The following is a 26,188-nucleotide window of genomic DNA, read 5'->3' on the forward strand; positions in this document are numbered from 1 at the left end:
TCGGTGCGACAGTCGGCTCGGCCACGCGCAGCCACGCCCTGCCGCAAGGCCCGGCGTCACCGGACCTGCTTAATTTGACTTTAGGATTTGGTCGCCACAACGCTCCTGCCTGCAGGTCCGGGGTATCGGGGCGGGCCTGTGTCACGCATTTCTCGGGGGGCAGCGCGGCCTTGTACTTGCGCAGCGAACAAGGACTTGGGGGAGCCGGCGGTGCCGCCGCCGCGGCGTTCGGCCGCGCGCCGCTCGGGCCCGCACCGCGCCTGACGCCCGTTCCGGGCTGGCGCGAGGCGATCGAGCGGATCGACCTGGTTCCCGATCTCGGCACCGACATCGGATCGCGCACCTGGTGGCGGGGTGCGGCGACCTGCGTCGCACTGATCGCCACGACGTGGCAGCTCGCGCCCGCGCTCGACCGCCCGATCTACGGCGTTGCGGCGCCGACGCTGACCGGCAGCGACTGGGACGAGGCCCGCGCCCAGTCGATCGCACCGCTCGCCCTCGGCGGCAACAGCGGACGCCGCTTCGCGCCGACGGCGGCGGTGGTTCCGCTGAACGACACCCCCGAGCGGCCGGTGCTGGAACTCCAGGCATCGCTGCCATCGGGTGACGGGCTCGCCGCGGCGCTGGAGCGCTCAGGCGTTGCCGCGGCCGAGGCCGCCCGGGTCGCCGACCTCGTCGCCGGCCGCGTGCCGCTCGGCGATCTCCGCCCCGGCACCCAGCTCGATCTCACGCTCGGCCGGCGCCCGCTCAAGGACGCGCCGCGCCCACTCGAGAAGCTCGCGTTCCGTGCGCGCTTCGATCTCAGCCTGCAGGTCGCGCGCGTCGCGGACACGCTGGCGCTCACCGCCGTGCCGATCGCAATCGATCGCACGCCCTTGCGCATCCAAGGCCGCGTCGGGCCGAGCCTTTACCGCTCCGCGCGCGCCGCCGGCGTCCCGGCCAAGGCGGTGGAGGCCTTCCTCCGCTCGGTTGCCAGCCGTATGCCGGTCAGCCGCATCGGCGCCGACCAGACCTTCGACGTGATCGTCGAGCAGGCCCGCGCCGCAACCGGCGAGGTCCAGCTCGGCAAGCTCCTCTACGCCGGCCTGTCCGGGGACGGCAGCAAGCTCCAGCTCGTCCGCTTTGAGCAGGACGGCAAGGACAGCTGGTTCGACGCGCGCGGCGTCGGCGATCGCCGCTCCAGCGGCGCGCTGATGCCGGTCGCGGGGCGGCTCACCTCCGGCTTCGGGCTGCGCCGCCATCCGGTGCTCGGCATCGCCCGCATGCACAAGGGCCTCGACATCGCCGCCCCGTCCGGCGCGCCGATCCGCGCGCCGATGGATGGCGTGGTGCAGATGGCCGGCTGGGCCGGAGGCTACGGCCGGTTCGTCAAGCTGCGTCACGCGGGCGGGATGGCAACGGGGTTCGGCCACATGAGCCGCATCGCGGTGCAGAACGGCGAAACCGTGCGCCGCGGCGAGGTGATCGGCTATGTCGGCTCGACCGGGCTGTCGACCGGGCCGCACCTGCACTACGAGCTGTGGAAGAACGGTGTACCGATCAATCCCGGCAAAGTGACGTTCGAGAGCGTCCAGCAGCTGTCTGGCGGCGCGCTTCAGCGGTTCAAGTCGACGTTTGCGCGACTGATGGCAGTCCAGGCGCGCTGAGGCGCCCCACCTAGATCAAGGCGCTCCCGCCACGAATCGGCCACAATGGTCGCAGTCGGATGGGAGCTTGGTCATGAACGAAGACGCCGCCTACCTGCTGTCACGCGCTCGTCAGGAGCGGGCGCGGGGTAACACCTGCGAGGACAATGCCGTCGCGCTGGTCCACCTGCAGTTCGCCGAGGAATATGAGCGCCGCGCGCGCCGCTTCGGCGCCTTTGCGGAGCAGCCGCGATCGCCGGGCGAGCAGGCCCGCAGCCTGCCCTTCCCGATCATCCGCAACTAGAACGGCTGCTCAGCGGCCCTGCGCGCGCCAGCGGCGGACGGTGCGGTTGATGATGCCCTCCTCGCCGCCGGTCTCGCGCCACAGCTCGGAGAAGAGCGGGTCGCTGGAGGCCGGGCGCTTGGCCTCGTCCAGGTCGTCGAAGAGGACGCGGATCGGGGTCGCCACGCCCTCGCCGCAGACGATGCACTCGCGGTTGCGCAGGGCCGGGATCGAGTCGAGGAACCCGCGCGCGCCTTCCGGCATCGCCGCCCGAACATAGGCCTGGTCGCGGTCGTTGTTGAGGCGCATCGAGATGATGGTGCCGCACTGCGACAGCACACCCTCCGCCAGGTCGGACGGGCGCTGGGTGATCAGCCCCAGTGACACGCCGTACTTGCGGCCCTCCTTGGCGATGCGGCTGAGGATGCGCCCCACCGACGATCCGTCGGCGTTGCGGTCGCTCGGCACGTAGCGGTGCGCTTCTTCGCAGACGAGCAGGATCGGGCGCTGCGGCTCGTTGCGCGACCAGATCGCGAAGTCGAACACCATGCGGCTCAGCACCGCGACCACGACGGACGTGATCTCGTTCGGCACGCCCGACACGTCGATGATGGAGATTGGCTTGCCGTCGGCGGGCAGGCGGAAGATGCGGCCGAGGAACGCCGCCATCGTATCCGCGACCAGCATGCCGGAGAACATGAAGGTGTAGCGCGGATCGTTCTTCACCTCCTCCAGCTTGGTCTTGAGCCGGAGATAGGGCGCGGAGTCGGTTGCGCGGTCGAGCTTGCCCATCTCCAGCGTGATGAGGTTGAGCAGGTCGGAGAGCAGGTAGGGGATCGGCGAATCGACGGTCAGCTTGCCGAACTCCGCCGCCAGCCGGTTCTTGCCCTTGGCGGCGAGCAGGCACTTGGCGAGGATGTCGCTGTCGACCTGCCGGTCGGAGCCGTCGGAGGTGACCAGCACCTCGCAATGCTCCTCGAAGTTCATCAGCCAGTAGGGCATCTGCAGGTTGGTGACGTCGTAGACCTCGCCCGTCGTGCGGAACGCGGCGCCATATTCGCCGTGCGGGTCGATCATCACGATATGACCCTGCGGCGCGAGCTCGCAGATGCGGTGAAGGATCAGCGCCGCCGACGTGGACTTGCCGGTACCGGTCGAGCCGAGCAGCGCGAAGTGCTTGCCGAGCATCGCATCGACGTAAAGGGCGGCGCGGATGTCCTTGGTCGGGTAGACCTGGCCGATCTCGACATGAGCACGGTCGTCGGCGGCGTAGATCTGCTTCAGGTCGGCGGTGGATACGGGGAAGACCGGGGTGCCCGGCGTCGGGAAGCGGGTGACGCCGCGGCGGAAGCGGTAGAGCTTGCCGGTCAGCCGCTCCTGATCGCCCTCGCCCAAGAAGTCGACCTGCGCAATGACGGTGCCCTCGTGCGTCTGCGACAGCCGCATGGAGCGAACATTGGCGACGATCCAGGTGGCGCCGACGCGCATCTTGATCTGGCTGCCGACCTGACCCGACGCCGCGATCGCGCCGTCCGGATCGGACGAGAGCCGGTCGATCGCGTCGAGATCGAGCATGACCTGGCTCGAAGATCCGGAGATCTCGAACACCGCGCCGATGCCGGCGTCTGCCGGGCCAGTCGGTGCGACGCCGGCCGCTTCCCCTGCCTCGACCCCTTCGAACCCGCGCCGGTTCAACAACTCCGCCATCAGCAGCCCTCCCGTTCAGCGGGCCACATGCACGCGAAAGGCTTAACGTCCCGTTTGTGCTGCTCAGAGACGGCGGGCCACCGCGCCGGCCGCCCAGCCGAACGCGACCGACAGCGCGACCGCGGCCAGGCCGTAGGCGAAGGAGGCACGCTCCGCCGAGCGCGCGACGAACCGCTCGAACCCCGACTTGCGGATGGTAATCTCCCGCGTGGCGGCGGCAAGGACGCGGCCGTCCTGGATCAGGAAGGTCTCCGCCGTGAAGCGTCCGACCGGCACACGCGCGGGGATGGTGACGGCGGCGCGGTAGAGCACGTCGTCGGTGATCTCCACCGCGCCCGGGTCCTCATAATAAAGCCCGCTGCGCCGCTTGAGGTCGACGAGTCCGCGGTCGAAGCGGGCCTGCTCGGCCGCGACTGCGCCGGACGCGGGCGAGAGCTGCAGGCTCGACAGCCCGAGTTCGTAGATTGCGCGGGTGCGCTCATCGACGATCCGCTCGATCGGGCGGGACGAGGCGATCGCGTAGAAGCTCGGCGCGGAGCGGTAGCGGGTGCGCTCCGCATTGATCCAGATGCCGGCGATCTTCTCCTTCTCGCGCACCATGATCGACTGCGCCGGCCCCTTCACGACCACGACCACGTCCGTGCGCGCCTCCTCGCCTGGCGTTCGCCCGCGGGGGTAGAGGATCGCGCCGAACAGCAGCAGCCGCGCGCCGGTAAACGAATAGGCGATCTCGATCTCGCGCTGCGACACGTCGGGGACCAGTACCGGCTTGGCCGCGCCGAGCAGCAGCGGCGCCGCGAGCAGGAGTGCGCCGCGCCTCACGACAGCTCGATCGTGTAGATTTCGTCCGGGCGCCAGGTGATCCCCAGCAGCATCCGGACCGCGACCAGCAGCACCATGACCGCGAGCGCGAGGCGGAGGTACTCGGGCTTCGCCCGCGCCGCGAAGCGCGCGCCGACCTGTGCGCCCACGACCGATCCGACCAGCAGCAGCGCGGCGAGCACGATATCCACCGCCTTGGTGGTGAGCGCGTGAGTGAGCGTCGCGGCAGCGGTGACGAACAGGATCTGGAACAGCGACGTGCCGACCACGACGGAGGTCGCCATGCCGAGCAGGTAGATCATCGCCGGCACCAGCACGAAGCCGCCGCCTACTCCCAGCAGCACGGTGAGCATCCCGACCGCCATGCCGAGGATCAGCGGCGCGAGCGGCGAGATGTAGAGGCCGGACGCGTAGAAGCGCCAGCGCAGCGGCAACGCGGCGACCAGCGGGTGGTGCCGCCGCTTGCCGGCACGTGGCGGCTCGCCGGTGCGCAGCCGGCGGATGGCACCCAACGCTTCGGTCAGCATCAGCCCGCCGATCGAACCGAGCAGCAGCACGTAGAGCACGGCGATCACCGTATCGATCTGGCCGCTCTGCTGCAGCAGGCGGAACACGCCCGCCCCCGCGACCGCGCCGATCACCCCGCCGGCGACCAGCACCAGCCCCATGTGGACGTCGACGCCCCCGCGGCGAAAGTGCGCCAGCACGCCCGATACGCTCGCGCCCGTCACCTGGCTGGCGGCCGACGCGGCGGCGACCGTCGGCGGGATGCCGTAGACGATCAGCAGCGGGGTGGTCAGGAACCCGCCGCCGACGCCGAACATCCCAGAGAGCAGCCCCACCCCGAACCCCAGCAGGATGATGACCAGCGCATTCACCGACAAGTTCGCGATGGGCAGATAGATGTCCACGGCGTCCTGATTAGCGGCTTTGTGCGGCGAGTCGAAGGCGCTTCGACGCGCGCCCGTGAGTGCACGCTAGAAGTCCGAGCCGATCGAGAGCGCCGGTCCGGAGCCCGGGCGTGCGTCGCCGGCGATCCGCTGCCGCCAGTCGAGCGAGACGCGCAGTGTCCGCCCGACCAGCGGCACGCGCGCGCCGATGCTCGGACCGACGTCGAGCCGCGACACACCACGCTGCGTTCCGCCCCATGCCCCCGCCCCGACGTCGATCCGCACCCCGCCCGTCTCCGTCAGCAGCCGGCTCGCGCGGAGGCTGGCGTCGGCATAGTGCTCCAGCCCGCGCCGAACGATCGCACCGCCCTGGCCGTAACCCTCCAGCGCGAAGCCCGCGGCGAGCGGCAGGGCGTCCACCCCGCCGCTGATCCCGAGCGCGGGGCCGCCTGCACCACCGTCGAGCGGGAAGCGCTGCTCCGCCACGATCCTGACCGGCACGCCCGCCGGTCGCCACGCGACACCCAACGACAGTTCGCGCCCGGCCCCCGCCGCCGGTGCCGCCGCGCGGCCGGTCAGCGCCAGGCCGCGGCCGATGCCATAGTCGACCCGCACCCCGCCCTGCGACCCACCGAGCTGCGGCGCATTTGGCCCGACGCCCAGCCCCCGGCCGTTGCGGGCGATCAGCCAGCTGCTGACCGACAGCCGTGTCCGTCCGGCGAGCGACGGCGGCAGCTCCGACGCCGGCACACCGCGAGCGACCGGATCGACGGCCAAGGCCGCCATTACCGGGACCGACTCGGACGCGCCGACCGCCGCGACGGGCAACGGCTCGGCAGCAATCGCCCCGGCGGGCACCGCACCCGGAACATAGACCGCTTCTCCCGGCTGCGCTGACGCAACACGCACCCGTGACGGGATCACCATTCGGGCAGTTGAAGGCGGATCGCGTGGCGCCGCTACCGATCCAAGCATCGGCTCGACCGCTGCCGTCGCCGTCGCGATCGGCACCAGCTCACCGAGCGCCGCCGGCAGCGATCCGGTCTCCTGCCACAGCAGCAGGAGCCGCGCCGACGTCCAGCCGAGGCCGACCACCGCCATGAAGCGGAAGGGGCGGCCGGCTCCGGTCACGCGGCGATGGTCGCGTCGTCGGGAAAGCGATGCGCGGTCTTGTCCCAGTGCAGCGGGCGACCACGCAGCATCTGCCAATATTGGGTGACCGCCCGCCGAGCGGCGAGCAGCGCGATGAAATTGCCGATCAGCAGTCGCGGCATCGATCGCAGCGCCTCTCCCGCCCCGTAGCGGCGCCCGACGAAGAACGCACGGACCAGCAGTCGCCAGCCGAGCAGCGCGGCGTTGACCAGCAGAAGTTCGGCCATCACCGGATCGAGCGGTCGCACCCGGTGCACGCCTGCCACGTGGAGCAGCTCCGACAGGAGCCAGAGCAGCGGCGTGAGATAGGCCGCGAGGAGCACGGCCACGGCGATCAGCGCCTTGCGGTCCTGCGCGCGCATCCAGTGATCGCCGATGTTGCGCCACCCGGCCCAGCCGGTGCGATCCCAGCCGGCGAGTGCGATGCCGATCATCCACCGCGCCTTCTGCCGGACGGACGCCTGGATCGTGTCGGGAAAGAACTCGCGAACGGCGACCGGCGGCCCGCCCGCTCGCTCGCGCACCTGCGCGATCATGACGCGTCCGCCTGCGTCGGCGATCGAGAGCCCGAGCTCATAGTCCTCGGTCAGGCTCTGGCTATCGAAGGGGGACCCGCCGCGCGCCGCGGCGATGGTGCCGAGAACGTCACGACGCACCGCGCAGCCGACACCGGCGAACGGCAGGCTCGCGGCCACCATCTGGCGGACGACGAGGCGGCCGGTGTGCGCCTCCGCGAATTCGTCGATGTAGACGCCGCCGATCCACCGCGATTGCGGGTGGACGAGCGGCAGCACCGGCAACTGCACGCCCTCGTGCGTCCGCAGCCCATGCTCGATGACGCGCAGCTCGCCGGCGGAAATGACGTCCTCCGCATCGTGGAGGACGATCGCGTCGAAGCGGACTCCGGCGGCCGCCTCGTCGGCGACCAGCGCGCGCCACACCTGGTTGAGGTTCGCCGCCTTGGTGGTCGGGCCGGCGTGCAGGCCGACCACCGGGCGCACGCGCGCGTCGACTGCGGCGATCGCCGCGACGATCTCCGTCGTCGCCCAGTCATTGGGGTAGAGCCCGACGTAGATCGTCAGCCCCGGCTCGGTGAGCCGCGCCAGCGTGGTGCGCAGCATCGGCCCGATCACCGCCGACTCGTCCCATGCCGCGATCAGCATGGCCGTCCGCCCGCTCGCCGCCGGCAGCTCGGCGAGGAGCGGATCGCGGCGCCCGCTCAAGCAACGCCAGGCGCCGCGGACGATGTAGAGCAGGTCGACCAGCAGGTCGTCGATCCCGCCGATCAGCAAGCCGACGGCGGCGAAGAGCATCAGCTCGTGACGCGCGACTTCCAGCAGTTGCCCTGCCACGCCCCCCAAGCTGATCGCCCCCGACTGCTCCGATTCGGCCGGGCGATCATCCACTTTGGTAGCGTAGTAAGCAACTACCCACCGACGTGGTGGATTGATGCCTGCGACGCTCGAACAAAGCGGCCGGACGCGCGTTTGCCGGCGTGGTCCTTACCCCTTTCGGGACCGGTGCCTCGGCACACGGCCGCGTCGGCGCGTAGCTGCGACGCGGCCGCTTCCCTTCACGTCAGCGATAGAAGCCGCGGATCACGTCGACCACGTAGCCGCGGCGCGTGTCCACCAGGATCACGTCGCCATAGTGACGCACCCAGCGCTGGTTGCGCGCGGCGGGCGGCAGGCGATAGCGCCACGGATCGTTGATGTAGTAGCGCGCGCTGTAATAGGGCGCCCCGATCCGCACGCCGGGACGGAAGCTCTGGTAGCGGAACGGCGCGTTCCAGTTGCCGCGAGCATAGAGCGCCGCGTTCCGGTCGCGGTACCCGCGCCAGTCGTTGCGGCCCCAGCGCCGGTTGCGGTCGTTCAGGTCCTCGCGGTACTCGCGCTGCGCCTGACGCAGGTCGCGCCGCTCCTCGCGGATGTCGCGGGCGTCGCCGCGGCGATAGGCCCGTTGCAGGTCGCGACGCTCCTCGCGGATGTCCTGGCGGTCGCGGCGCAGTTCGGCGCGGGACTGTGCCGCGGCCGGAACGGCGGCGACGGCGGGCAGCGTGACCGCGGCGATCAGGCCGGAGATGATCAACTTACGCATCGGATCCTCCTTTTCACATCGGCGCGACCGATCGCGCCATGGATCAGGAGGTAGGCCGGTGCCGCTGAACCGGGTGCGAACGCCGTTGTCAGCGTTGCGACAGCTTGGCGGCAGCGAAGCCGGTCGGGCCTATGGCCCGTTGCCGCCGCCACCGCCGGCCGGGGCACCGGCCGCGCCGACCGTGCCGATGTTGCCGAACAGGTCCTGGAAGAAGCCACGCTCACGCCCCAGCGTCGGGGTCTTGTCGCTCGACGGATTGACGCTCGCGACCTGCTCGATGCCCATCCGGTCGATGCCGGTCACCGTGCCGCTCGGATCGAAGCGGACCCGGAGCGTAATCTGGTTGACGGGCCGCGGCGTGTTGAACGCGAGGTTGCGGGTGTCGCGCGCGACATAATACCACTCGTTCGACCCGAACTGGCCCGGCACCGTCGGCAGGCCGAGCACCTGCGCCACCGTCTGCTTGTTGTCGACGCCCGGCTGCACCGAGTTCACCAGATCGACGTCCACGATATAGCCCTGGTGACCGCGCAAGGGGGTGCAGGCCGCAGCGCTGAGCGCGGCAAGGGCGAGGACGGCAGCGGCACGGAACATTGGGGTACTTTCGCTTCGGCGGGCACGCGGCGGCGATTGCAACCGCCTCCAATCGGCTCAATATGCAGGTGGAGGCGGCGCGACAAGGCCGCATGGCGGTCTGGCGGGTGACGAGTGGGGTTGATCGATCGGCTGTTCGGCCGAACCAATGACGAGGCGGCCGCACTCTACGCGGCGGTGGTGGCCCGCGCGCGGGCGGCGCACTGGTACGTGGACGGCGGTGTCGCCGACACCATCGACGGCCGCTTCGACATGGTGGCGGCGGTGCTGAGCATGGTGCTGCTGCGGCTGGAGGCGGAGCCGGGTGCGACCAGGACCGGCGTCGCGCTCGCGGAGCGGTTCGTCGACGACATGGATCCCCAGCTTCGCCAGATCGGCATCGGCGACCTGATGGTCGGCAAGCACATCGGGCGCATGATGAGCATGCTGGGCGGTCGACTAGGTGCCTACCGCGAAGGGCTGGCGTCCGGTGATCTCACCCCCGCGCTGGTTCGCAACCTGTACCGCGAGCAGCCGCCCGCGCCGCAAGCGGTCGCGCACGTGCGTGCGCGGCTCGAGCAGTTCAGCGCCGCGCTTGTCCGGACGGAGCACGACGCGCTCATCGGCGGACGGCTGCCGTGAGCGGGGCACCGGAGTTCAGCCGCCCGCGCCGGCTCGACACGATCGGCCAGGGCGAGGCCGCGACGCGGATCGAGGCGGACGATGCCGAGCGGGCGGCGCTTGCCCGGCGCTTCGACCTGCTCGGCGTCGAACGGCTCGCGGCCGAGTACGCGCTGCGCCGCGATGCGGCCGGCATCGTCGCGACGGGACACCTGTTGGCCGCGGTAACGCAGCGCTGCATCGGGACCGGCGATCCGGTGCCCGCCATCATCGAGGAGGATTTCGCCCTCCGCTTCGTGCCGGAGGGTGTGGCCGTGAGCGGCGACGAGGAAGTCGAGCTCGATGCCGGCGACCTCGACGTCGTCTTCTTCGCCGGCGGCGCGATCGACCTGGGCGAGGCCGCCGCCGAGACGCTGGCGCTTGCGCTCGACCCGTACCCGCGCTCCCCGGCCGCGGCGGCCGCGCTTCGCGACGCCGGCGTGCTGAGCGAGGAGGAGGCAAAGCCGGCCGGCGCGCTCGCCGGGCTCAAGGACCTGCTGCAGGGCGGCGCGACGCGGGACTGAGGTGACGGCGCTGATCACGATCCTGCTGCTGGTCGCCTTTGCGGTCGCGCTGATCCTCCGCCCGGGCCGGGCGCTCGGCGCGTCGGTGATCGCGGTCGTGGTCACCGCGGTGCTGATCGAGGGCGCCGGCATCGGGCCGCGCCTGTCGGTCGTGCTCGCGATCGCGCTCGCCCTGCTGGTGCTGTTCGGAGGCGGCAGGCGGACGGCGCCCGCGAAGGCGTCAACACCTGCCCAAACCGATGTGCAGCCGGTTCAGCACGCGCTTGCCCGCCTCACCGCGCAGGTCGGCATCCTCACTCGCAGCCGGGTGCTCGCCCTTCGCCGCCGCGTCGATCAGGCGCTGCTGAGCGACGCCGCGCACGATCCGACGTCCGACTACACCATGCTCCGCATCAAATTGGAGCGACGCGTGCCCGAACTGATCGACGTCGCGCTCGCCGACCTGCCGGGCGCCGTCGGCACCAGGAAGCGGGCGATCACGACCGAGCTGCTCGACGATGTGGAAGGGCTGCTCGACCGAATCGAGGCCGCAGACCCGAGCGCACAGGCCCGCGCGGATCGGCGAGCGGCGCTGCGCAACCATCTCAAGGGTTCGGGCGAGTAGCGGAGTTTCGCACCCTTTTGTTCGTGCTGAGTAGCGACTGAGCGTCGGCAAAGGCGCGTATCGAAGCACCCGCGCCCGGGCAGCACATGGCACGCTGTTGATACAGCTGTCCGCGCACGTTTGAAGAAAAGGCGCTACCGCCCGATCCCGCGCTGCAACAGCGCCGCTACCGCATCCGCCACGTCGCCCGGGGTACGATCCTCCGCCCAGACGCCGTAGCGCAGGCCCAGGAAGACGTTCATACCCATGATCGCCCAGGCGTGCACCTCCCCCACTCCGTCCGCGACCTCGCCGCGCGCGGCCGCGGCCTGGAGACGCGCGCCGATCCGCTCGGCCGTGGTCGCGTAGTGTGAGCGGAAACTCTCCGGATCGACGAACTCCGCCTCGTCGATGATGCGATAGATCTCCTTGTGCGCACGGACGAACTCGATGAATCCGGCGAGCCCGGCCCGCTCGGCGGCGATGCCGTCCGGGGCGGCACGGATCGCCGGGGCGACGTGGTCGCGGACCTGTTCGGACATGTGCCGCACCAAGGCACGGAAAACCGCGTCCTTCGAATCGAAGTAGGTGTAGAAGCTGCCGAGCGCGACGCCTGCGCGCCGGGTAATTCCGCTGATCGACGCCTCGTGAAAGCCGCGCTCTCCGAACTCGGCGGCGGCGGCGTCGAGGATCGCCTGTCGCGTGCGTCGCCCGCGCGCGGTGCGCGGTGCCTTGTCGCCAGGCGTCGCCGCCGGGACTGTTGCAGCAAGGTCACCTTCCCTCGCCATCGGCTTGCCCCTCCTGCCCGAAGTTGAAACCCGGTTCAGCTTTCAGTATAGCTCGGGCACAACACGCACAAGCCTGCGTCGGAACGGCGGGGCGGCATAGGGGAGGATCGGTCGATGACCCGCACTTGTTCCATTTCGCGCGCGCTGCTCGCCTCGGGCGCCAGTCTGCTGACGCTGCTCACCACGCCCGCCCTCGCACAGGAGGTGCAGACCCCGCAGGAGACCGCCGCCGAGACCGATCCCGGCGAGATCGTCGTCACCGCGCGGCGTCGCGAGGAGACGCTGCTCGACGTGCCAATTGCGGTGACCGCCTTCTCGGGCGCGCAGCTGACGGCATCCGGCGCGATCGACGTTACCGACATCGCCGCCGTCACCCCCAACGTCACGCTGGAGGTGTCGCGCGGGTCCAACTCCACGCTCAGCGCCTTTATCCGCGGCGTCGGCCAGCAGGATCCGGTCGGCGGCTTCGAGGGCGGCGTCGGGCTCTATCTCGACGACGTCTACCTCAACCGCCCGCAGGCGGCGGTGCTCGACATCTACGACGTGGAGCGGGTGGAGGTGCTGCGCGGGCCGCAGGGCACGCTGTACGGCCGCAACACCATCGGCGGCGCGGTCAAGTACGTTACCCGCCGCCTAGGCGCCGAGCCGACGCTGGTGGCGCGCGGCACGTACGGCACCTTCGACCAGATCGACGGCGTGCTGTCAGCGAGCGCGCCGATCGGCGATACCGGCTTCCGGCTCGGCGGCGCGGTTGCGCGGCTGACCCGCGACGGCTTCGGCACCAACCTGACCACCGGGGACGAGAACTACAACAAGGACATCTGGGCCGCTCGCGGCACGCTCCAGTACGAGACGACCGGCGCCTTCTTTCGCCTGTCCGGCGACTACACGCTCGACAAGTCGAACCCACGCGGCGGCCACCGCCTGATCCCCGGTCTGGTCAGCGGCACCCCCATACTCCGCGACGTGTTCGATTCGCGCGGCAACCTGGTCACGCCGGAGCAGCGGGTGGAGGCGTACGGCGGCGCGCTGTTCGCGGAGCTGGAGCCGGCCGACTGGCTGACATTCCGATCGATCACCGGCTACCGCAAGGACGACACGGCGACGCCGATCGACTTCGACGCGCTGAACGCGGTGCAGGTCGATGTGCCGAGCCTCTACAACAACGAGCAGTTCAGTCAGGAGGTGCAGCTGCTGGTAAACACCGGCGGGCTGAACCTGCTGCTCGGCGGCTACTACCTCGATGCGCAGGCGCGCACCGTGTTTGACGTGCGGCTGCCGGGCGGCGTCACCGCGCTAACCTTCGGTGACGTCTACACCGACACGGTTGCGGTGTTCGGCGACGCGACCTACGACTTCAACCCGATGTTCTCCGTCTCGGTCGGCGGGCGCTACACGTGGGACGATCGCCAATCGCGGGTGCTGCGCCAGACCTTTTTGGGCGGCGGTTCGCCCTTCTTCAGCGGCCAGGGCACGCTGTTCGCCACCACCTCCGACTTCCGCGGCGCGGGCTCGTTCAGCAAGTTCACGCCGCGCGCCAGCGTCAGCTTCAAGCCGACCCCCGACCGCAACCTGTATGCATCCTATGCGAAGGGCTTCAAGGGCGGCGGCTTTGATCCCCGCGGCGTGTCGACCGCCGCGCCGATCAGCAACCCCGCGACCGGGCGGACGTACCAAGACATCTACAATTTCCTGTCGTTCGATCCGGAGACGGTCGACACCTATGAGGTCGGCTACAAGGCGTCGCTGTTCGACCGGCGCCTCACCGTTGCGCTCGCCGCCTTCCACTCCGACTACACCGATGTGCAGGTGCCGGGATCGGTCGGCACGGTGCTGAACGGCCAGCAGACCTTCATCGGCGTCACCACCAACGCCGGCCGCGCCAAGATCGACGGCGTGGAGGCGGAGGCGACCGCCGTGCTCGCAAAGGGGCTGGCGTCGGATGCGGATCGCGTCACGCTGCAGGGCACGATGGGCTATCTCGACGCGCGCTACACCCGCTTCATCGATAGCCGCGGGATCGACGTGTCGGACCGCCGCCGCTTCCAGAACACGCCCGACTGGACCGCATCCGGCACGCTTGCCTACGCCGGGCCGGTCGCGGGCGGGCAGCTCAACGTGTCGACGACGGTTGCGTACCGCGGCGACAGCCAGCAATTCGAGCTGCGTACGCCGCTCATCGATCAGCCGGCCTATGCACTGTGGGACGCCAATGTCACCTACGACATCAACGAGCATCTGACGGTCGGCGTCCACGGCCGCAACCTGACCGACAAGCGCTACATCGTGTCGGGCTACAACTTTCTCGGCCAGAACCCGGACACGGGCGACTTCCTGCGCAACGCCGCCGGCAACCTGGTGCCCACGCTCGGCACCGAAGGCGTGCTCACCGCCTATTACGGCAACCCGCGCCAGGTGTTCGTGACGCTGACCGCGCGCTACTGAGCGCGCCAGCGTTGCAGGGGGCCGACGGGCCGGGTATCGTAAACGCGGTACCCGGCCCGTCGCAGTTGACGGTACGGACGACAGGGGAAAATCAGGCATGGACGCGAGCCCGGCACAAGCGGCTTCGAACCGGCGGTATGCCAATCTGGTGCTGGCGATGCTGCTGGTCGTCTACACCTTCAACTTCCTGGACCGGCAGATTCTCGGCATCCTCGTCCAGCCGATCAAGGCGGACCTCGGCCTCACCGATACGCAATTGGGCGCGCTCGGCGGCATCGCCTTTGCCCTCCTCTACTCGACGCTCGCGATCCCGCTCGCGCTGGTCGCCGACCGGACCAGCCGCAGCTGGGTGATCACGATCAGCCTGGCGGTGTGGAGCGGCTTCACCGCGCTCTGCGGGGTCGCCACCAGCTTCTGGCAGCTGTTCGCCTTCCGGCTCGGCGTCGGCGTGGGTGAAGCGGGCGGCGTCGCGCCGTCCTATGCGATGATCGCCGACTACTTCCCCCCGGAGCGCCGCGCCCGCGCGCTCGCGATCTACTCGCTCGGCATTCCGGTCGGCCTCGCGCTCGGCGCGCTGCTCGGCGGCTTCATTGCTGCGAGCGTCGACTGGCGCACGGCGTTTCTGGTCGTCGGCGTTGCCGGCATCGTGCTCGCGCCGATCTTCCGCCTCCTGGTGCGCGAACCCGCGCGCGGCGGCGCCGATCGGGTCAGCAGCGCCACCACCGAGCGCGCGCCGCTCGCCGCCGTCTTCCCGATCCTCGCGCGCAAGCCGAGCTTCTGGCTGATGGCGTTCGCCGCGGCGTTCAGCTCGATGTGCGGCTACGGCCTCGCCTTCTGGACGCCCTCCATGCTGATCCGCTCCTACGGCTTCTCGCTGTGGGAGGCATCGCAGTTCATGGGCGGGCTGCTCCTGATCGGCGGCACGCTCGGCGTCTTCGCGGGTGGCTGGTTCGCCGACCGGCTGGGGACACGCGATCGCGGCGTGTACGCGAAGCTGCCCGCGACTGCCTGGGCGATCACCGTGCCGCTATTCGCGCTCGGCTTCTGGTCGTCCTCGCCGTGGAGCGCGTTCGCGTTCCTCCTCATCCCGAACGGGCTCAACATCCTGTGGCTGGGCCCGGTCACCACCGCGGTCCAGAACCTCGTCCCCGCGCACATGCGCGCGACCGCGTCCGCCTCGTTCCTGTTCATCAACAATCTCATCGGGCTTGGGATCGGATCGTGGGTGATGGGCGCGATGTCGGACGCCATGACGCTCCGCTTCGGCGCGGAGGCGCTGCGATACTCGATGATGGCGGCGCTCAGCTTCTACGTGGTGGCAAGCGGGCTCATGTACCTGGCGGTCAAGCCGCTGCGCAAGGACTGGGTGGAGGCGTGAGGCGCGCCGTGCCTCGCACGGTACGGCCGCCCGCTCACCGCTCCCGCGTCGCCGCGAAGGTCACGTCCGGGTAGCGGTCCGCCACATAGCCTACCTCCCACGCGCTCTTGGCCAGGAACACGGGGTTGCCGTCGCGATCCTTGGCCATCGCGCCCTTGTTCAGATCGACGAACGCCTTGAGCTTGGCCGGATCGCTCGCGCTGATCCAGCGCGCCGTGTCATAGGGCGACGGCTCCAAGCCAGCCGCGACCTTGTACTCCGCATCGAGGCGGCTGAGCAGCACGTCGAGCTGGAGTTGCCCGACCACGCCGATGATCCAGTTCGACCCGATCTCCGGATAGAAGACCTGGGTCACGCCTTCCTCCGCCATGTCGTCCAGCGCCTTGCGCAGCTGCTTGGTCTTGGTCGGGTCCTTCAGCGCGACGCGCCGCAGGATCTCGGGCGCGAAGTTGGGCAGCCCGGTGAATCGCACGTCGGCCCGCTCGCTGAGCGTATCACCGACCCTGAGCGTGCCGTGATTGGGAATGCCGATGATGTCGCCCGGATAGGCTTCGTCCGCCAGTTCGCGCTGCTGCGCGAAGAACAGGATCGGCGAGTGGATCGCGATCGGCTTGCCGTGGCCGGTGGGCGTCAGCTTCATGCCGCGCCTGAAGGTGCCCGACACCAGCCGCATGAAGGCGATGCGGTCGCGGTGGTTCGGGTCCATGTTCGCCTGCACCTTGAACACGAAGCCTGTGACTTCCGGGTGCTCCGGTTCGACCGGCGCGGGCTCCGCCGGCAGCGCGTGCGGCGGCGGCGCGTGCGTGGCGATAGCGTCGATCAGGTCGTCAACGCCGTATTCGCGGAGTGCGGACCCGAAGAACACGGGCGTCAGGTCGCCGTGCTGATAGGCCTCAACGTCGAAGTCCGGGTAGCCGACCTGCGCCAGCTCCACTTCCTCCTGCACCGCCGTGGGCAGCGCGGCCGTGGCGTCGCCGATCCGGTGCAGCCCCTCGTACGTGCCGCCCATTCCGATCGGCCACATTCGCGGCGAGACGTCGAGCGCCAGCTTGTCGGCGATCTCGTCGAGCAACGCGAACGGCGACAGTCCCTCGCGGTCGACCTTGTTGATGAAGGTGATGATCGGCACGGAGCGCAACCGGCAGACCTCGAACAGCTTGCGCGTCTGCGCCTCGATACCGCGCGCGGCGTCGATCACCATGATCGCGGAATCGACCGCGGTCAGCGTCCGATACGTGTCCTCGGAGAAATCCTCGTGCCCCGGCGTGTCGAGCAGGTTGAAGGTGATGCCCTGCCGCTCGAACGTCATCACGCTCGACGTGACGGAGATGCCGCGCTGCTGCTCGATCTTCATCCAGTCCGACCGCGCGCGCCGCGCCTGCCCCCGCGCCTTGACCTCGCCGGCCAGGTGGATCGCGCCGCCCTTCAGCAGCAGCTTCTCGGTAAGTGTCGTCTTGCCCGCATCGGGGTGGGAAATGATCGCGAACGTGCGGCGGGGGGAAGCGGTGGTCAAAAGGAGATCCCGTTCGTGCTGAGTAGCGACTGAGCGCAGTCGAAGGCGCGTATCGAAGCACCGCGTTGGGCATGTCCTTCGATACGCCGCTTCGACAAGCTCAGCGGCTACTCAGGACGGACGGTTTTGGGAAGTCAGCGTAGCAAAGTCACCCGCATCCCGAACGTCCGCACCTCACCCGGCGCGAGCCGCATGATGCCCGGCTTGTCCCAGATCTCGCCCGTGAAACCGGCCGGGTCTGCGTAGCCCCACCACGGCTCGACACAGACGAACGCCGCGCCCGGCTTGGTCCACACGCCGAGCGCCGGCGCGTCCCACTCGATCCTGAGCTGTCCGTAGGTCAGCCCGCGCGAGACGACGGCGGTCCAGATCAGCGCATCGTCCGCGAACAACTCGTCGCGCAAGTCCAGCGTGCGCCCGTCCAGCGGAGTCGGCCGCTCGCCAGCGATCAGGCCGGCACCGTCGAGCACCTTGACCACGCCCTCCTCCGCATCGAACACCATCGTCGCGGCGGCTCGCTCGGCGCCGGGCAGCGGCCAGGCCAACGCGGGATGGTAGCCGAAGCTTGCCGGCAGGTCGCGGTCGCCCGGGTTGGTCAGCGTCGCCGTCATCGTCAGCGTCGCGTCCTCGACAACGAAGGCCTGCTCCAACGCGAACGCGAAGGGATAGTCTGCCCGCGTCGCGTCGCTGTCGACCAGCCGAAAGCGCGCCGACGCGTCGCCCGACTCAACCACCTCGAAGTTCGAACGCCGCGCGAAGCCGTGCTTCGGCATCGCATACTCTGCCCCGTCGATGCGGTAGCGGTCCTGCGCCAGCGCGCCGACGATCGGGAACAGCAGCGGCGCGCGCCCCGTCCAGAACGCCGGGTCCGCGTTCGTCATCAGCTCGCGGCCTTGCTGGTCGCGCAGGTGCGTCAGCTCCGCTCCGTGCGGATTGATCTCGGCGGTGAGCGCGCCCGAGCCGATGGTGACGAGGTCGGCCATCACCCCCCCCGGTGCACCGCGAACGCCTGCCAGGACTGGTTCACCGGCATCAGCTCCAGCGCGTTGACGTTGAGGTGCGGCGGCTGGGTCGCGACCCACAGCATCGCCTCGGCGATGTCCTCCGCGGTCATCGGGTTCACGCCCTTGTAGAGCGTGTCCGACGCCTCCTGGCTGCCGGTGCGGACGGCCGTGAACTCGGTCTCGACCATGCCCGGCTCGATGGAGGTCACGCGCACGCCGGTCCCGTGCAGGTCGGCGCGCAGGTCCAGGCTGAACTGGCGCACGAACGCCTTGGTCGCCGCGTACACGTTGCCGCCCGGATAGGGATAGGTCGCGGCCACCGACGACAGGTTGATGATCGCGCCGCGCCGCTCGACCAGGCCGGGCAGCAGCTTGTGCGTGATCGAGACCAGCGCGGTCACGTTGGTGTCGATCATCGTCCGCCAGTTGCTGAGCGACGCCTTGTGTGCCGGCTCCAGCCCCAGCGCGAGGCCCGCATTGTTGATCAGCAGGTCGATGGCGGCGAACGAGCCAGCGAGCGAGTCCAGTGCGGCATCGCGCGCGTCATCGTCGCGGACGTCGAACGTCAGCGTGCGAACGCGCTCGCCTTCGATCGCTGCCAGCCGGTCGGCCCGCCGTCCGGTCGCCACCACATGCCACCCGGCGTCGGCGAAGGCGCTCACCGCCGCCCTGCCGATCCCCGCCGTCGCACCCGTCACCAATACCGTCGGCATCGTCACCTCCGTCATCCCCGCGCAGGCGGAAATTCATTGCCGCTAACCAACGTGAGACCCACGCCAGCTAGCCAGAACCCGTGCCCGCCTGCGCGGGCATGACGCTGTGAGGCGATCAGCCCCTCAACGTCGCGCCAAGCTTCGCCGCCGCGGCGACCACCTTGTCGGCGATCGCTTTCAGCGCCTCGTCGGTGAAGCTCTTGGCGCCCGGCTGCAGCGTCACTTCAATCGCCAGGCTGGTCTGCTCGTCCTTAACGAAGCGATCGAACAGCCGCGTGTCGACGATCGCCGTCTTGTCGGCCCCCTTTACCGCCCGCACCAGGTCGCCCGCAGCGAGCTCCGCCGGCACCAGGAAGGCGAAGTCGCGGGTGACCGGCTGGAGCGCCGGCGGCGTGTAGGCCGCACGCATGAACCCGCTCGCGCGCTTCGCCGGCAGCGCATCGAGGTAGATCTCGACCGCCGCGACTGCTCCGGACAGGTCAAAGGCCTTGAGCACACCGGGATGCAGCACGCCGAACCGCGCCAGCACCGTCTTGGGCCCGAGCCGGAGCGTGCCGGACTGACCGGGGTGCCACTCCTCGCCCGCCTCGCCCATCACCTGCAGGTTGGCGACGGGCGCGCCGGCAGCGGCGAGCAGCGCCAGCGCCTCGGCCTTGGCATCAAAGGCGTCGAACGACTGCGCCTTGCCCGCCTGCCAGTCGCGCCCACGCGCCTCGCCGGCCAGCACGACACCCAATGCCGGATGCTCGCCGTCGCCCAGGTACCGGCGGCCGATTTCGAACAGCCGGATCGTCGTCGCGCCGCGCTTCGCGTTGCGCTCCGCCGCCGCGAGCAGGCCCGGCAGCAGCGACGGGCGCATGACCTTCAGCTCCTCGCTGATCGGATTGGTCAGCGTCCAGACGCCGCCGCCGAACGCCGCCGCCTGATCCTCGGCGATAAAGCTCCAGGTCACCGCCTCCGACAGCCCGCGCGCCGCCGCCGTGCGGCGCACCACGCGCTCCAGCTTCTGCTCCGGCGTCGCGGTCGGGCGCGCGACGCCCGGTACGCGCGGCAGGGGCACGGCGGGCACCTTGTCCAGCCCGGCGATGCGGATCACTTCCTCCACCAGGTCGGGGGCACCTTCCACGTCACGGCGCCAGCTCGGCACGGTCACCGGCCACGGCCGCTCCACCGTCGCGAACAGCGCGTCGCTGTAGGCATCGGCATGATCGATCGCGCCCATGGTGAAGCCGAGCGACAGCAGGATGCGCGCCTGCTGCTCCGGCGGCACGTGCAGCCCGCCGAGCGTGTCGCAGAGGTGCGGGTCGTACAGGATGACGTGCTTGGTCGCGGGCGGCGCTCCGGCGCGCGTGATGCCGCTCGGCGTGCCGCCGCACAACTCGACCACGAGTTGCGTCGCAATCGACAGACCCTGGTCCAGGAACGCCGGATCGACCCCGCGCTCGAACCGCGTCCGTGCGTCACTGGTCAGCAGCAGCTTCTGCCCGGTCCGCGCGATGTTCTCCGGATCGAAGTAAGCACACTCGATCAGCACGTCCGTCGTCGTGTCGGACACGCCCGAATGCTCGCCGCCCATGATCCCGCCGATGTCGTGGACCTCTCGGTCATCGGCGATCACCGTCATCGTGTCGTCGAGCGCGTAGGTCTTGCCGTTCAGGGCCAGCACCTGTTCACCCGGATGCGCCTTGCGGGCGACCAGAGTGCCGCTGAGCTTGGCCCGATCATAGACGTGTAGCGGACGGCCCAAGTCGATGGAGACGAAATTTGTAATGTCGACAAGGGCGCTGATCGGCTTCTGTCCGATCGCCTTCAACTGGCGCGCGATCCACCAAGATCCCTCGCCGTTCGTCACGCCCGACACGGCTTGCGCGTAAAAGGCGGAGCAACCGTCCGGATCGAGCGTCGCGACATCGGGACCGCCACCGTCGCCTGGCACGGGATCGACGTTGCTCATGTGATATGCCGCAGCAAGCGGCTTCAGCGTCCCCAGCCCCGCCGCCGCCAGGTCGCGCGCGATGCCGCGCACGCCCATGCAGTCCTGCCGGTTCGGCGTCACGCTGATGTCGAACACCGGGTCGTTCAGCCCGGCATAGTCGGGGTACGGTGTCCCGACCGGCGCATCGGCAGGCAGCTCGATGATGCCCTCATGCCCTTCGCCGATCTGCAACTCGCGCGCGGAGCACATCATGCCGCGCGATTCGACGCCGCGGATCGCCGCGACCTTCAGCGTGATGTCGGCACCCGGCACATAGGCGCCTGGCGGGCCGAACACGCCGACGAGGCCCGCACGCGCGTTAGGCGCACCGCACACCACCTGCATCGGCCCGTCACCGGCATCGACCGACAGCACCTGCAGCTTGTCCGCCTCCGGGTGTCGCTCCGCGGTCAGCACGCGGGCGACGCGGAAATCGGCGAGGGCCGCGCCGGGGTTGGCGACGCCCTCCACCTCCAGCCCGATGCGAGTCAGCGTGTCGGCGACCGTATCGACGCTCGCATCCGTGTCCAGATGCTGTTTCAGCCAGCTCAGCGTGAACTTCATGCGCCCACTCCCCCCGAGAGCGTCGGTACGTCGAGCGCGCCGAAGCCATAGTGGCGCAACCAGCGCAGGTCACCGTCGAAGAAGGCGCGCAGGTCGTCCATTCCGTATTTGAGCATAGCCAGCCGGTCGATCCCGCACCCGAAGGCGAAGCCCTGCCAGACGTCGGGGTCGTAGCCGCCGGCCGCGATCACCTTGCGGTGGACCATGCCGCTGCCGAGCACTTCCATCCACCCATCGCTGCCGCCGATCACCCGCTTGCCGTTCTGGATCGTGTAGCCGACATCGACCTCCGCCGACGGTTCGGTGAACGGGAAGTAGCTCGGGCGCAGCCGCAGCACGATGTCGTCGCGCTCGAAAAACGCCTTCAGGAACGTCTCCAGCGTCCACTTCAGGTGCCCCATGGTGATCCCGCGATCGATCACCAGCCCCTCGACCTGGTGGAACATCGGCGTGTGCGTGGCGTCGCTGTCGCTGCGGTAGGTGCGTCCGGGCGCGATGATCCGCACCGGCTTGTCGCCACCTGCCGCCAGCATAGCACGGATCTGCACGGGGCTAGTGTGCGTGCGGAGGACCATGCGCTCGGACGCGCCAGCGGCAGAGCCGCCGTCGTCGGTCGCCGCTTGAGCGGCGCCGGCCGTGCTCGTGCCAATGCGCTCCACGTAGAATGTGTCGTGCATGGCTCTTGCAGGATGTGTCTCCGGGATGTTGAGCGCGGTGAAGTTGTGCCAGTCGTCTTCGATCTCCGGCCCCGTCGCGACCGCAAAGCCGAGGTCGGCGAAGATTTCGGCGAGCTCGTCCATGACTTGGGCGACCGGGTGGACGTTGCCCGGCGGCGGCAGGTCGACCGGCAGCGTCAGGTCGATCCGCTCGGCCGCGAGCCGCGCGTCGAGCACCGCCTGCTCCATCCGCGTCTTCCGCTCGGCAATCGCGCTGGTCACCGCCTCGCGGAGGCCGTGGATGCGCGGGCCGGCGGCCTGGCGCTCCTCCGGGCTCATCGCTCCCAGCGTCTTCAGCAACACGGTGACGCACCCCTGCTTGCCGAGCGCATGGACGCGCACCGCATCAAGCGCATCAAGCCCCGCCGCCGCATCGATCGCGGCGAGCAGGTCGGTCCGGAGCTGGTCAAGGTCGGTGGTCATGATCTTCCGTTCAGGTGGACGGTAGGGCCGAACCGCATGCCGCCGCTGCCGTCAAGCGGGCGAACGGCTGGGCAGACTAGATTCGGCTGCCCAGCAGCGCCGCGCCGAAGCCGATAAAGAGCGTGCCGGTCAGCCGGTTGAACAGCCGCTGCCGCGCAGCCGGCGCTAGCCAGGCGGCCAGCGAGCGACCGCTCTGCGCATAGACGCCGAACCAGAACGCCTCGATGACCGCGAAGCTCGCGATCAGGACCGCCAGCTGCGGCCCGAACGGTCGGTCCGTGTCGATGAACTGCGGGAACAACGCCGCGGCGAAGACGATCAGCTTGGGGTTCGACAGCCCGGTCGCGAGGCCCGTCGCGTAGAGCGCGCGGAGCGACCGCGTCCGCGGCACCTCCACGGTACCGGCACCGACCGGCGCCCGCCACGCCTTTACCCCCAGCCAGATCAGGTAGGCGACGCCTGCGTAGCGCAGCACGTCGTAGAGTCGCGGCGATGCTTTCAGCAGCGCGCCCAGCCCCATCGCCGAGGCGAACAGGCACAGCAGCACCGCGGTCATCAGTCCTGCCATCGAGGCAAGCGTGCGCCGCCGGCCGTGCTGGATGCTGTTGACCATGACGTGGAGCATATTCGGCCCCGGCGTGGCCGAGATCAGGAAAACGGCCGTCACGTACAGCCACCAAGTGTTCCACGCCACTGATCCAACCTCCCGGAAACGAAAAGGGGCGCCGAAGCTTCTGCCCCGGCGCCCCTCTCGTGCTTCGCTCTTCAGTCCGCGTCAGGCGGCCTGGGGCAGTGCCGCCTTCACCTGCGCGACGATCGCGCTAAAGGCCGCGCCCTCGTGCATGGCGATGTCGGCCAGGACCTTGCGGTCGAGATCGAGGCCCGCCAGCTTCAGGCCGTGCATGAACTGCGAATAGGTCAGCCCCTCGGCGCGGACGCCGGCGTTGATGCGCTGAATCCACAGGCCGCGGAACGTCCGCTTCTTAACCTTGCGGTCGCGATACGCGTACTGACCCGCCTTTTCGACGGCCTGCCGCGCGATGCGGATGGTGTTCTTGCGACGGCCGAAATAACCCTTCGCCTGTTCCAGGATCCGCTTGTGCTTCGCCTTGGTGGTCGTGCCACGCTTCACTCGTGCCATGGTTCAGGCGCTCCTTACTTCAGGCCGTACGGCGCCCACGCCTTGACGTGAGCCACGTCGGCGTCGGCGAGCACGCTGGTGCCGCGGTTCTGGCGGATGTACTTCGCATTGTGGCTGATCAGGCGGTGGCGCTTGCCCGCGACACCGTGCTTGACCTTGCCGGTGGCGGTGAACTTGAAGCGCTTCTTCACCCCACTCTTGGTCTTCAGCTTGGGCATTTCTCGTCCTTTCGCTCAGGCGATTTTCGAGCAGCCCTGGCAGCCCACACTGGCCAGGCGGCTCATCCAGCAAATCGCGGAAGTGGGCGCCGTTAGCCGAAGGGCGCCCCAATTGCAACGGCCAGCGGAACCACCCACGCTCCCGCGCGGTTGACACCGTTACATGACCGACACGACCGCGCCCGTAGCTTTCCCCGCGCGTCCCCGTCAGATCGGGCGGCCGGCCGCGGTCGCCGTGTCGGCGCTCGCGACCCTGATCGGCCTCCTGGTGCTCGCCTGGGCGGTGCTGTTCGTCACCAGGGGACGGTTCCTGAAGCATCCGTTTGAGCGGATCGTCGGCGGACTCACCCACCGCGAGGTGCGGGTCGGCGGCGACTTCCAGCTCTACTTCGCGCCGTTCCGCCTGAAGTTCTACGCTGAGCGCCTGTCGATCGACAATCCGTCGTGGGCCACCCGCCCGGAGCTGTTCACTGCCGACCGCATCGACGCGCGAGTTGCGCCGCTGTCGCTGCTGTTCGGCAAGCGCCGGCTCTACTCGCTCGATCTGCATCGCGGCGCGATCGACCTGGAGTGGACCGCCGACCACCGCACCAATAGCTGGACGTTCAGCGAGAAGAAGGGCGGCGAGCCGCTCGCCTTTCCGCGGATCGACGTGGCGCGGGTGCGGGGCACCACGCTCCGCTACCTCGACCCACGCATGCGCCTGCTCGCAAACCTTCGGATCGACGACATCGTCTCGCAGGACGCGCGGATCGGCCGCGCCGTCGGCGTACGCGGCACCGGCCGGGTCCGCGACACGCCGTTCCGGGTCGCGGCGCAACTGCTCTCTCCCGATGCGACCGCCAACCGCGGCGAGAACAAGCTGACGCTGCGCGCCTGGGCGGCGAACAACGTGGTCGACGTGAGCGGCACCCTGCCCTCCATCGCGGACATCGAGGAGGTACCGCTTCAGACCCGCGCGCGTGGTCGCAACATGGCCGATCTGCTCGGCATCATCGGCGTCGCGATCCCCAACACCCGCAGCTATCGGCTGCGCGCGCAGATGGTGAAGGACGGGGAGGCGTACCGCTTCACCCGCATGGCCGGCGTCTTCGGCGCGAGCGACGTGGCCGGCCAGCTGACCGTCACCAACGGCGAGCGGCTCCACCTCGATTCGACCCTGACGACCCGCCGCCTCGACATCATCGATGCCGCGCCGTTCATCGGCTACAATCCCGACATCGTCGCGACCCGCGGCGCGGTCGCCGCCGCCGCCGCGACCGGCGCCGCGCCGGCCCGCGTCCTCCCCGACGCGACCTTTCCGGTCGCGCTGATGCAGCAGTTCGACGCCGACCTGAAATGGACGGTGCGCGCCGTTCGCTCGCGCAATCTGCCGATCTCGAACATCGACCTGACGCTCGACCTCGAACGCGGTCGCCTCGCGCTGTCGCCGCTGTCCTTTGCCATGGCGCGGGGCAATGTCGCCGCCGACGTGATCTTTGACACGCGCCTCCGCCCGACCGCGGCGAGCTACGACATTCGCCTCGCGCCCACGCCGATGGGCCGACTGCTCGCCGGCTATGGCGTGGCGGAGGCTGGCACGTCGGGCACGATCAGGGGCCGCATCGAGCTGAAGGGCCGCGGCGACACCATTCACGACACGCTCGCCTCCTCGGCCGGGCGGATCGCCTTTGTCATGCCGGCCGGCACCTTCTGGACCCGCAACATCCAGCTGTCCGAACTCGATCTCGGCACCTTCGCGCAGAAGATGTTCGAGGGACGGCTGAAGGAGCCGGTGCAGATCAATTGCGGGCTGATCGGCTTCACCGTGCGGCGCGGGGTGGCGGCCGCCGACCCGATCCTGATCGATACGCGCAAGAACGTGATGCTTGGGCGCGGCGGCTTCTCGTTCCGCAACGAGACGATCGATCTCGCCTTCCGCGCCGACTCCAAGAAGTTCAGCCTGTTCGCCGGCCAGTCGCCGGTCGGGATCGGCGGCGTCTTCTCGGCGCCGAGCTTCAACGTGATCTCGCCCGAGCTGATCAGCCGCGCGGGTGTCGGGCTGGGCCTCGCGGTGGTCGCGAGCCCGCTCGCCGGTGTGCTCGCCTTTGTCGACGTGGGCGACGCCAAGTCGGCGGCCTGCGGCCCCGTGCTCGCCGGCGCGACCGCGCGAGCGCAGCGCACCAGCAAGGGCGAGCCGCGCGACGATGTCGGCCGCGGCACTACCGCCACTGCGGAGGACGGCCGCCGCACCAAGGGCGAGCGGCGCGAGCAGCGGAAGAAGTTCCTGGGGATCTTCTGAGCGGCCGGGGGCGCGTTCCGCGTCAGCCGATCACCCCTTCACCACGTCGGACAGCGGTGCGGCGGCTGCCTTCGTATGACGGGGCGTAGCAGTTCTCCCTAGTTCGTCACCCC

General features: G+C 69.7%; 24 protein-coding genes. 8 read left to right on the plus strand and 16 right to left on the minus strand.

What is annotated here, in order from left to right:
* Positions 1-176: 176 nt before the first annotated feature.
* Both CRO12_RS01340 and CRO12_RS01345 read left to right on the plus strand, forming a co-directional pair.
* Positions 177-1,646, plus strand: a complete 1,470-nt coding sequence (locus CRO12_RS01340) for a M23 family metallopeptidase (RefSeq protein WP_342747190.1) — start codon at positions 177-179, stop codon at positions 1,644-1,646.
* A 73-nt stretch (positions 1,647-1,719) separates the two neighbouring features.
* Positions 1,720-1,929 carry a hypothetical protein gene (locus CRO12_RS01345; protein ID WP_097062230.1) on the plus strand — a complete coding sequence of 70 codons (210 nt, stop codon included), beginning with the start codon at positions 1,720-1,722 and terminating at the stop codon, positions 1,927-1,929.
* A 9-nt stretch (positions 1,930-1,938) separates the two neighbouring features.
* Here CRO12_RS01345 and CRO12_RS01350 read toward each other — a convergent pair whose 3' ends face one another.
* The 7 genes from CRO12_RS01350 to CRO12_RS01380 all read right to left on the minus strand — a co-directional run bounded on the left by CRO12_RS01350 (position 1,939) and on the right by CRO12_RS01380 (position 9,170).
* Positions 1,939-3,615, minus strand: a complete 1,677-nt coding sequence (locus tag CRO12_RS01350) for an ATP-binding protein (protein WP_097062231.1) — start codon at positions 3,613-3,615, stop codon at positions 1,939-1,941.
* A gap of 63 nt (positions 3,616-3,678) precedes the next feature.
* Positions 3,679-4,437, minus strand: coding sequence for a TIGR02186 family protein (locus CRO12_RS01355; protein ID WP_097062232.1), 759 nt, complete (start codon positions 4,435-4,437; stop codon positions 3,679-3,681).
* On the minus strand, positions 4,434-5,348 hold the full coding sequence (locus CRO12_RS01360; RefSeq protein WP_097062233.1) for a sulfite exporter TauE/SafE family protein: 915 nt from the start codon (positions 5,346-5,348) through the stop codon (positions 4,434-4,436). The genes CRO12_RS01355 and CRO12_RS01360 overlap by 4 nt, the downstream gene beginning before the upstream one ends.
* 66 nt (positions 5,349-5,414) lie before the next feature.
* On the minus strand, positions 5,415-6,458 hold the full coding sequence (locus CRO12_RS01365; RefSeq protein WP_097062234.1) for a hypothetical protein: 1,044 nt from the start codon (positions 6,456-6,458) through the stop codon (positions 5,415-5,417).
* Positions 6,455-7,885 (minus strand): glycosyl transferase family protein, encoded by a 1,431-nt coding sequence (locus CRO12_RS01370; RefSeq protein WP_245858108.1) that lies wholly within the window; start codon positions 7,883-7,885, stop codon positions 6,455-6,457. The genes CRO12_RS01365 and CRO12_RS01370 overlap by 4 nt, the downstream gene beginning before the upstream one ends.
* 172 nt (positions 7,886-8,057) lie before the next feature.
* Positions 8,058-8,576, minus strand: coding sequence for an RcnB family protein (locus CRO12_RS01375; protein WP_097062236.1), 519 nt, complete (start codon positions 8,574-8,576; stop codon positions 8,058-8,060).
* 129 nt (positions 8,577-8,705) lie between these two features.
* Positions 8,706-9,170 carry an outer membrane protein assembly factor BamE gene (locus CRO12_RS01380; protein WP_097062237.1) on the minus strand — a complete coding sequence of 155 codons (465 nt, stop codon included), beginning with the start codon at positions 9,168-9,170 and terminating at the stop codon, positions 8,706-8,708.
* 114 nt (positions 9,171-9,284) lie between these two features.
* On the opposite strand from CRO12_RS01380, the gene CRO12_RS01385 reads away from it, so the two are divergent.
* The 3 genes from CRO12_RS01385 to CRO12_RS01395 are packed head-to-tail and all read left to right on the plus strand — an operon-like array spanning position 9,285 to position 10,937.
* Entirely contained in the window at positions 9,285-9,791 is a 507-nt protein-coding gene (locus tag CRO12_RS01385; protein ID WP_425442973.1) for a ubiquinol-cytochrome C chaperone family protein, read from the plus strand.
* Positions 9,788-10,333 (plus strand): YceD family protein, encoded by a 546-nt coding sequence (locus CRO12_RS01390; protein WP_097062238.1) that lies wholly within the window; start codon positions 9,788-9,790, stop codon positions 10,331-10,333. The genes CRO12_RS01385 and CRO12_RS01390 overlap by 4 nt, the downstream gene beginning before the upstream one ends.
* Before the next feature lies 1 nt (position 10,334).
* Positions 10,335-10,937 carry a hypothetical protein gene (locus tag CRO12_RS01395; RefSeq protein ID WP_097062239.1) on the plus strand — a complete coding sequence of 201 codons (603 nt, stop codon included), beginning with the start codon at positions 10,335-10,337 and terminating at the stop codon, positions 10,935-10,937.
* Between the two features lie 134 nt (positions 10,938-11,071).
* Here CRO12_RS01395 and CRO12_RS01400 read toward each other — a convergent pair whose 3' ends face one another.
* Positions 11,072-11,704, minus strand: a complete 633-nt coding sequence (locus tag CRO12_RS01400; protein WP_097062240.1) for a TetR/AcrR family transcriptional regulator — start codon at positions 11,702-11,704, stop codon at positions 11,072-11,074.
* 114 nt (positions 11,705-11,818) lie between these two features.
* Between CRO12_RS01400 and CRO12_RS01405 the strand changes: the two genes are divergently transcribed.
* Positions 11,819-14,149, plus strand: a complete 2,331-nt coding sequence (locus tag CRO12_RS01405; protein ID WP_097062241.1) for a TonB-dependent receptor — start codon at positions 11,819-11,821, stop codon at positions 14,147-14,149.
* Positions 14,150-14,246: 97 nt separating this feature from the next.
* A complete protein-coding gene (locus CRO12_RS01410; protein WP_097062242.1) occupies positions 14,247-15,527 on the plus strand; it encodes a spinster family MFS transporter in 1,281 nt (426 codons plus the stop codon).
* A gap of 34 nt (positions 15,528-15,561) precedes the next feature.
* Here CRO12_RS01410 and CRO12_RS01415 read toward each other — a convergent pair whose 3' ends face one another.
* The 8 genes from CRO12_RS01415 to rpmI form a co-directional block, all read right to left on the minus strand.
* The gene (locus CRO12_RS01415) at positions 15,562-17,040 is read right to left on the minus strand and encodes a peptide chain release factor 3 (protein ID WP_097062243.1); all 1,479 of its coding nucleotides are present in this window, start codon (positions 17,038-17,040) and stop codon (positions 15,562-15,564) included.
* A 134-nt stretch (positions 17,041-17,174) separates the two neighbouring features.
* Positions 17,175-18,023, minus strand: coding sequence for an aldose 1-epimerase family protein (locus tag CRO12_RS01420; protein ID WP_097062244.1), 849 nt, complete (start codon positions 18,021-18,023; stop codon positions 17,175-17,177).
* Complete coding sequence (locus CRO12_RS01425; RefSeq protein ID WP_097063273.1) at positions 18,023-18,757, minus strand: SDR family NAD(P)-dependent oxidoreductase; 735 nt, start codon at positions 18,755-18,757, stop codon at positions 18,023-18,025. Before CRO12_RS01425 ends, CRO12_RS01420 begins: the two co-directional genes overlap by 1 nt.
* A 115-nt stretch (positions 18,758-18,872) precedes the next feature.
* Complete coding sequence (pheT, locus tag CRO12_RS01430; RefSeq protein ID WP_097062245.1) at positions 18,873-21,296, minus strand: phenylalanine--tRNA ligase subunit beta; 2,424 nt, start codon at positions 21,294-21,296, stop codon at positions 18,873-18,875.
* Positions 21,293-22,435 (minus strand): phenylalanine--tRNA ligase subunit alpha, encoded by a 1,143-nt coding sequence (gene pheS, locus CRO12_RS01435; RefSeq protein WP_097062246.1) that lies wholly within the window; start codon positions 22,433-22,435, stop codon positions 21,293-21,295. Before pheS ends, pheT begins: the two co-directional genes overlap by 4 nt.
* 76 nt (positions 22,436-22,511) lie before the next feature.
* Entirely contained in the window at positions 22,512-23,129 is a 618-nt protein-coding gene (locus CRO12_RS01440; protein ID WP_097062247.1) for a LysE family translocator, read from the minus strand.
* Positions 23,130-23,210: 81 nt separating this feature from the next.
* Positions 23,211-23,576 carry a 50S ribosomal protein L20 gene (gene rplT, locus CRO12_RS01445; protein WP_097062248.1) on the minus strand — a complete coding sequence of 122 codons (366 nt, stop codon included), beginning with the start codon at positions 23,574-23,576 and terminating at the stop codon, positions 23,211-23,213.
* A gap of 14 nt (positions 23,577-23,590) precedes the next feature.
* Positions 23,591-23,794, minus strand: coding sequence for a 50S ribosomal protein L35 (gene rpmI / locus CRO12_RS01450; RefSeq protein ID WP_097062249.1), 204 nt, complete (start codon positions 23,792-23,794; stop codon positions 23,591-23,593).
* Positions 23,795-23,957: 163 nt separating this feature from the next.
* Here rpmI and CRO12_RS01455 point away from each other — a divergent pair, with 163 nt between their 5' ends.
* Positions 23,958-26,075, plus strand: a complete 2,118-nt coding sequence (locus CRO12_RS01455) for an AsmA family protein (protein ID WP_097062250.1) — start codon at positions 23,958-23,960, stop codon at positions 26,073-26,075.
* Positions 26,076-26,188: the final 113 nt, after the last annotated feature.

The sequence above is a fragment of the Sphingomonas guangdongensis genome, from assembly GCF_900199185.1.
Classification (GTDB): Bacteria; Pseudomonadota; Alphaproteobacteria; order Sphingomonadales; family Sphingomonadaceae; genus Sphingomonas; species Sphingomonas guangdongensis.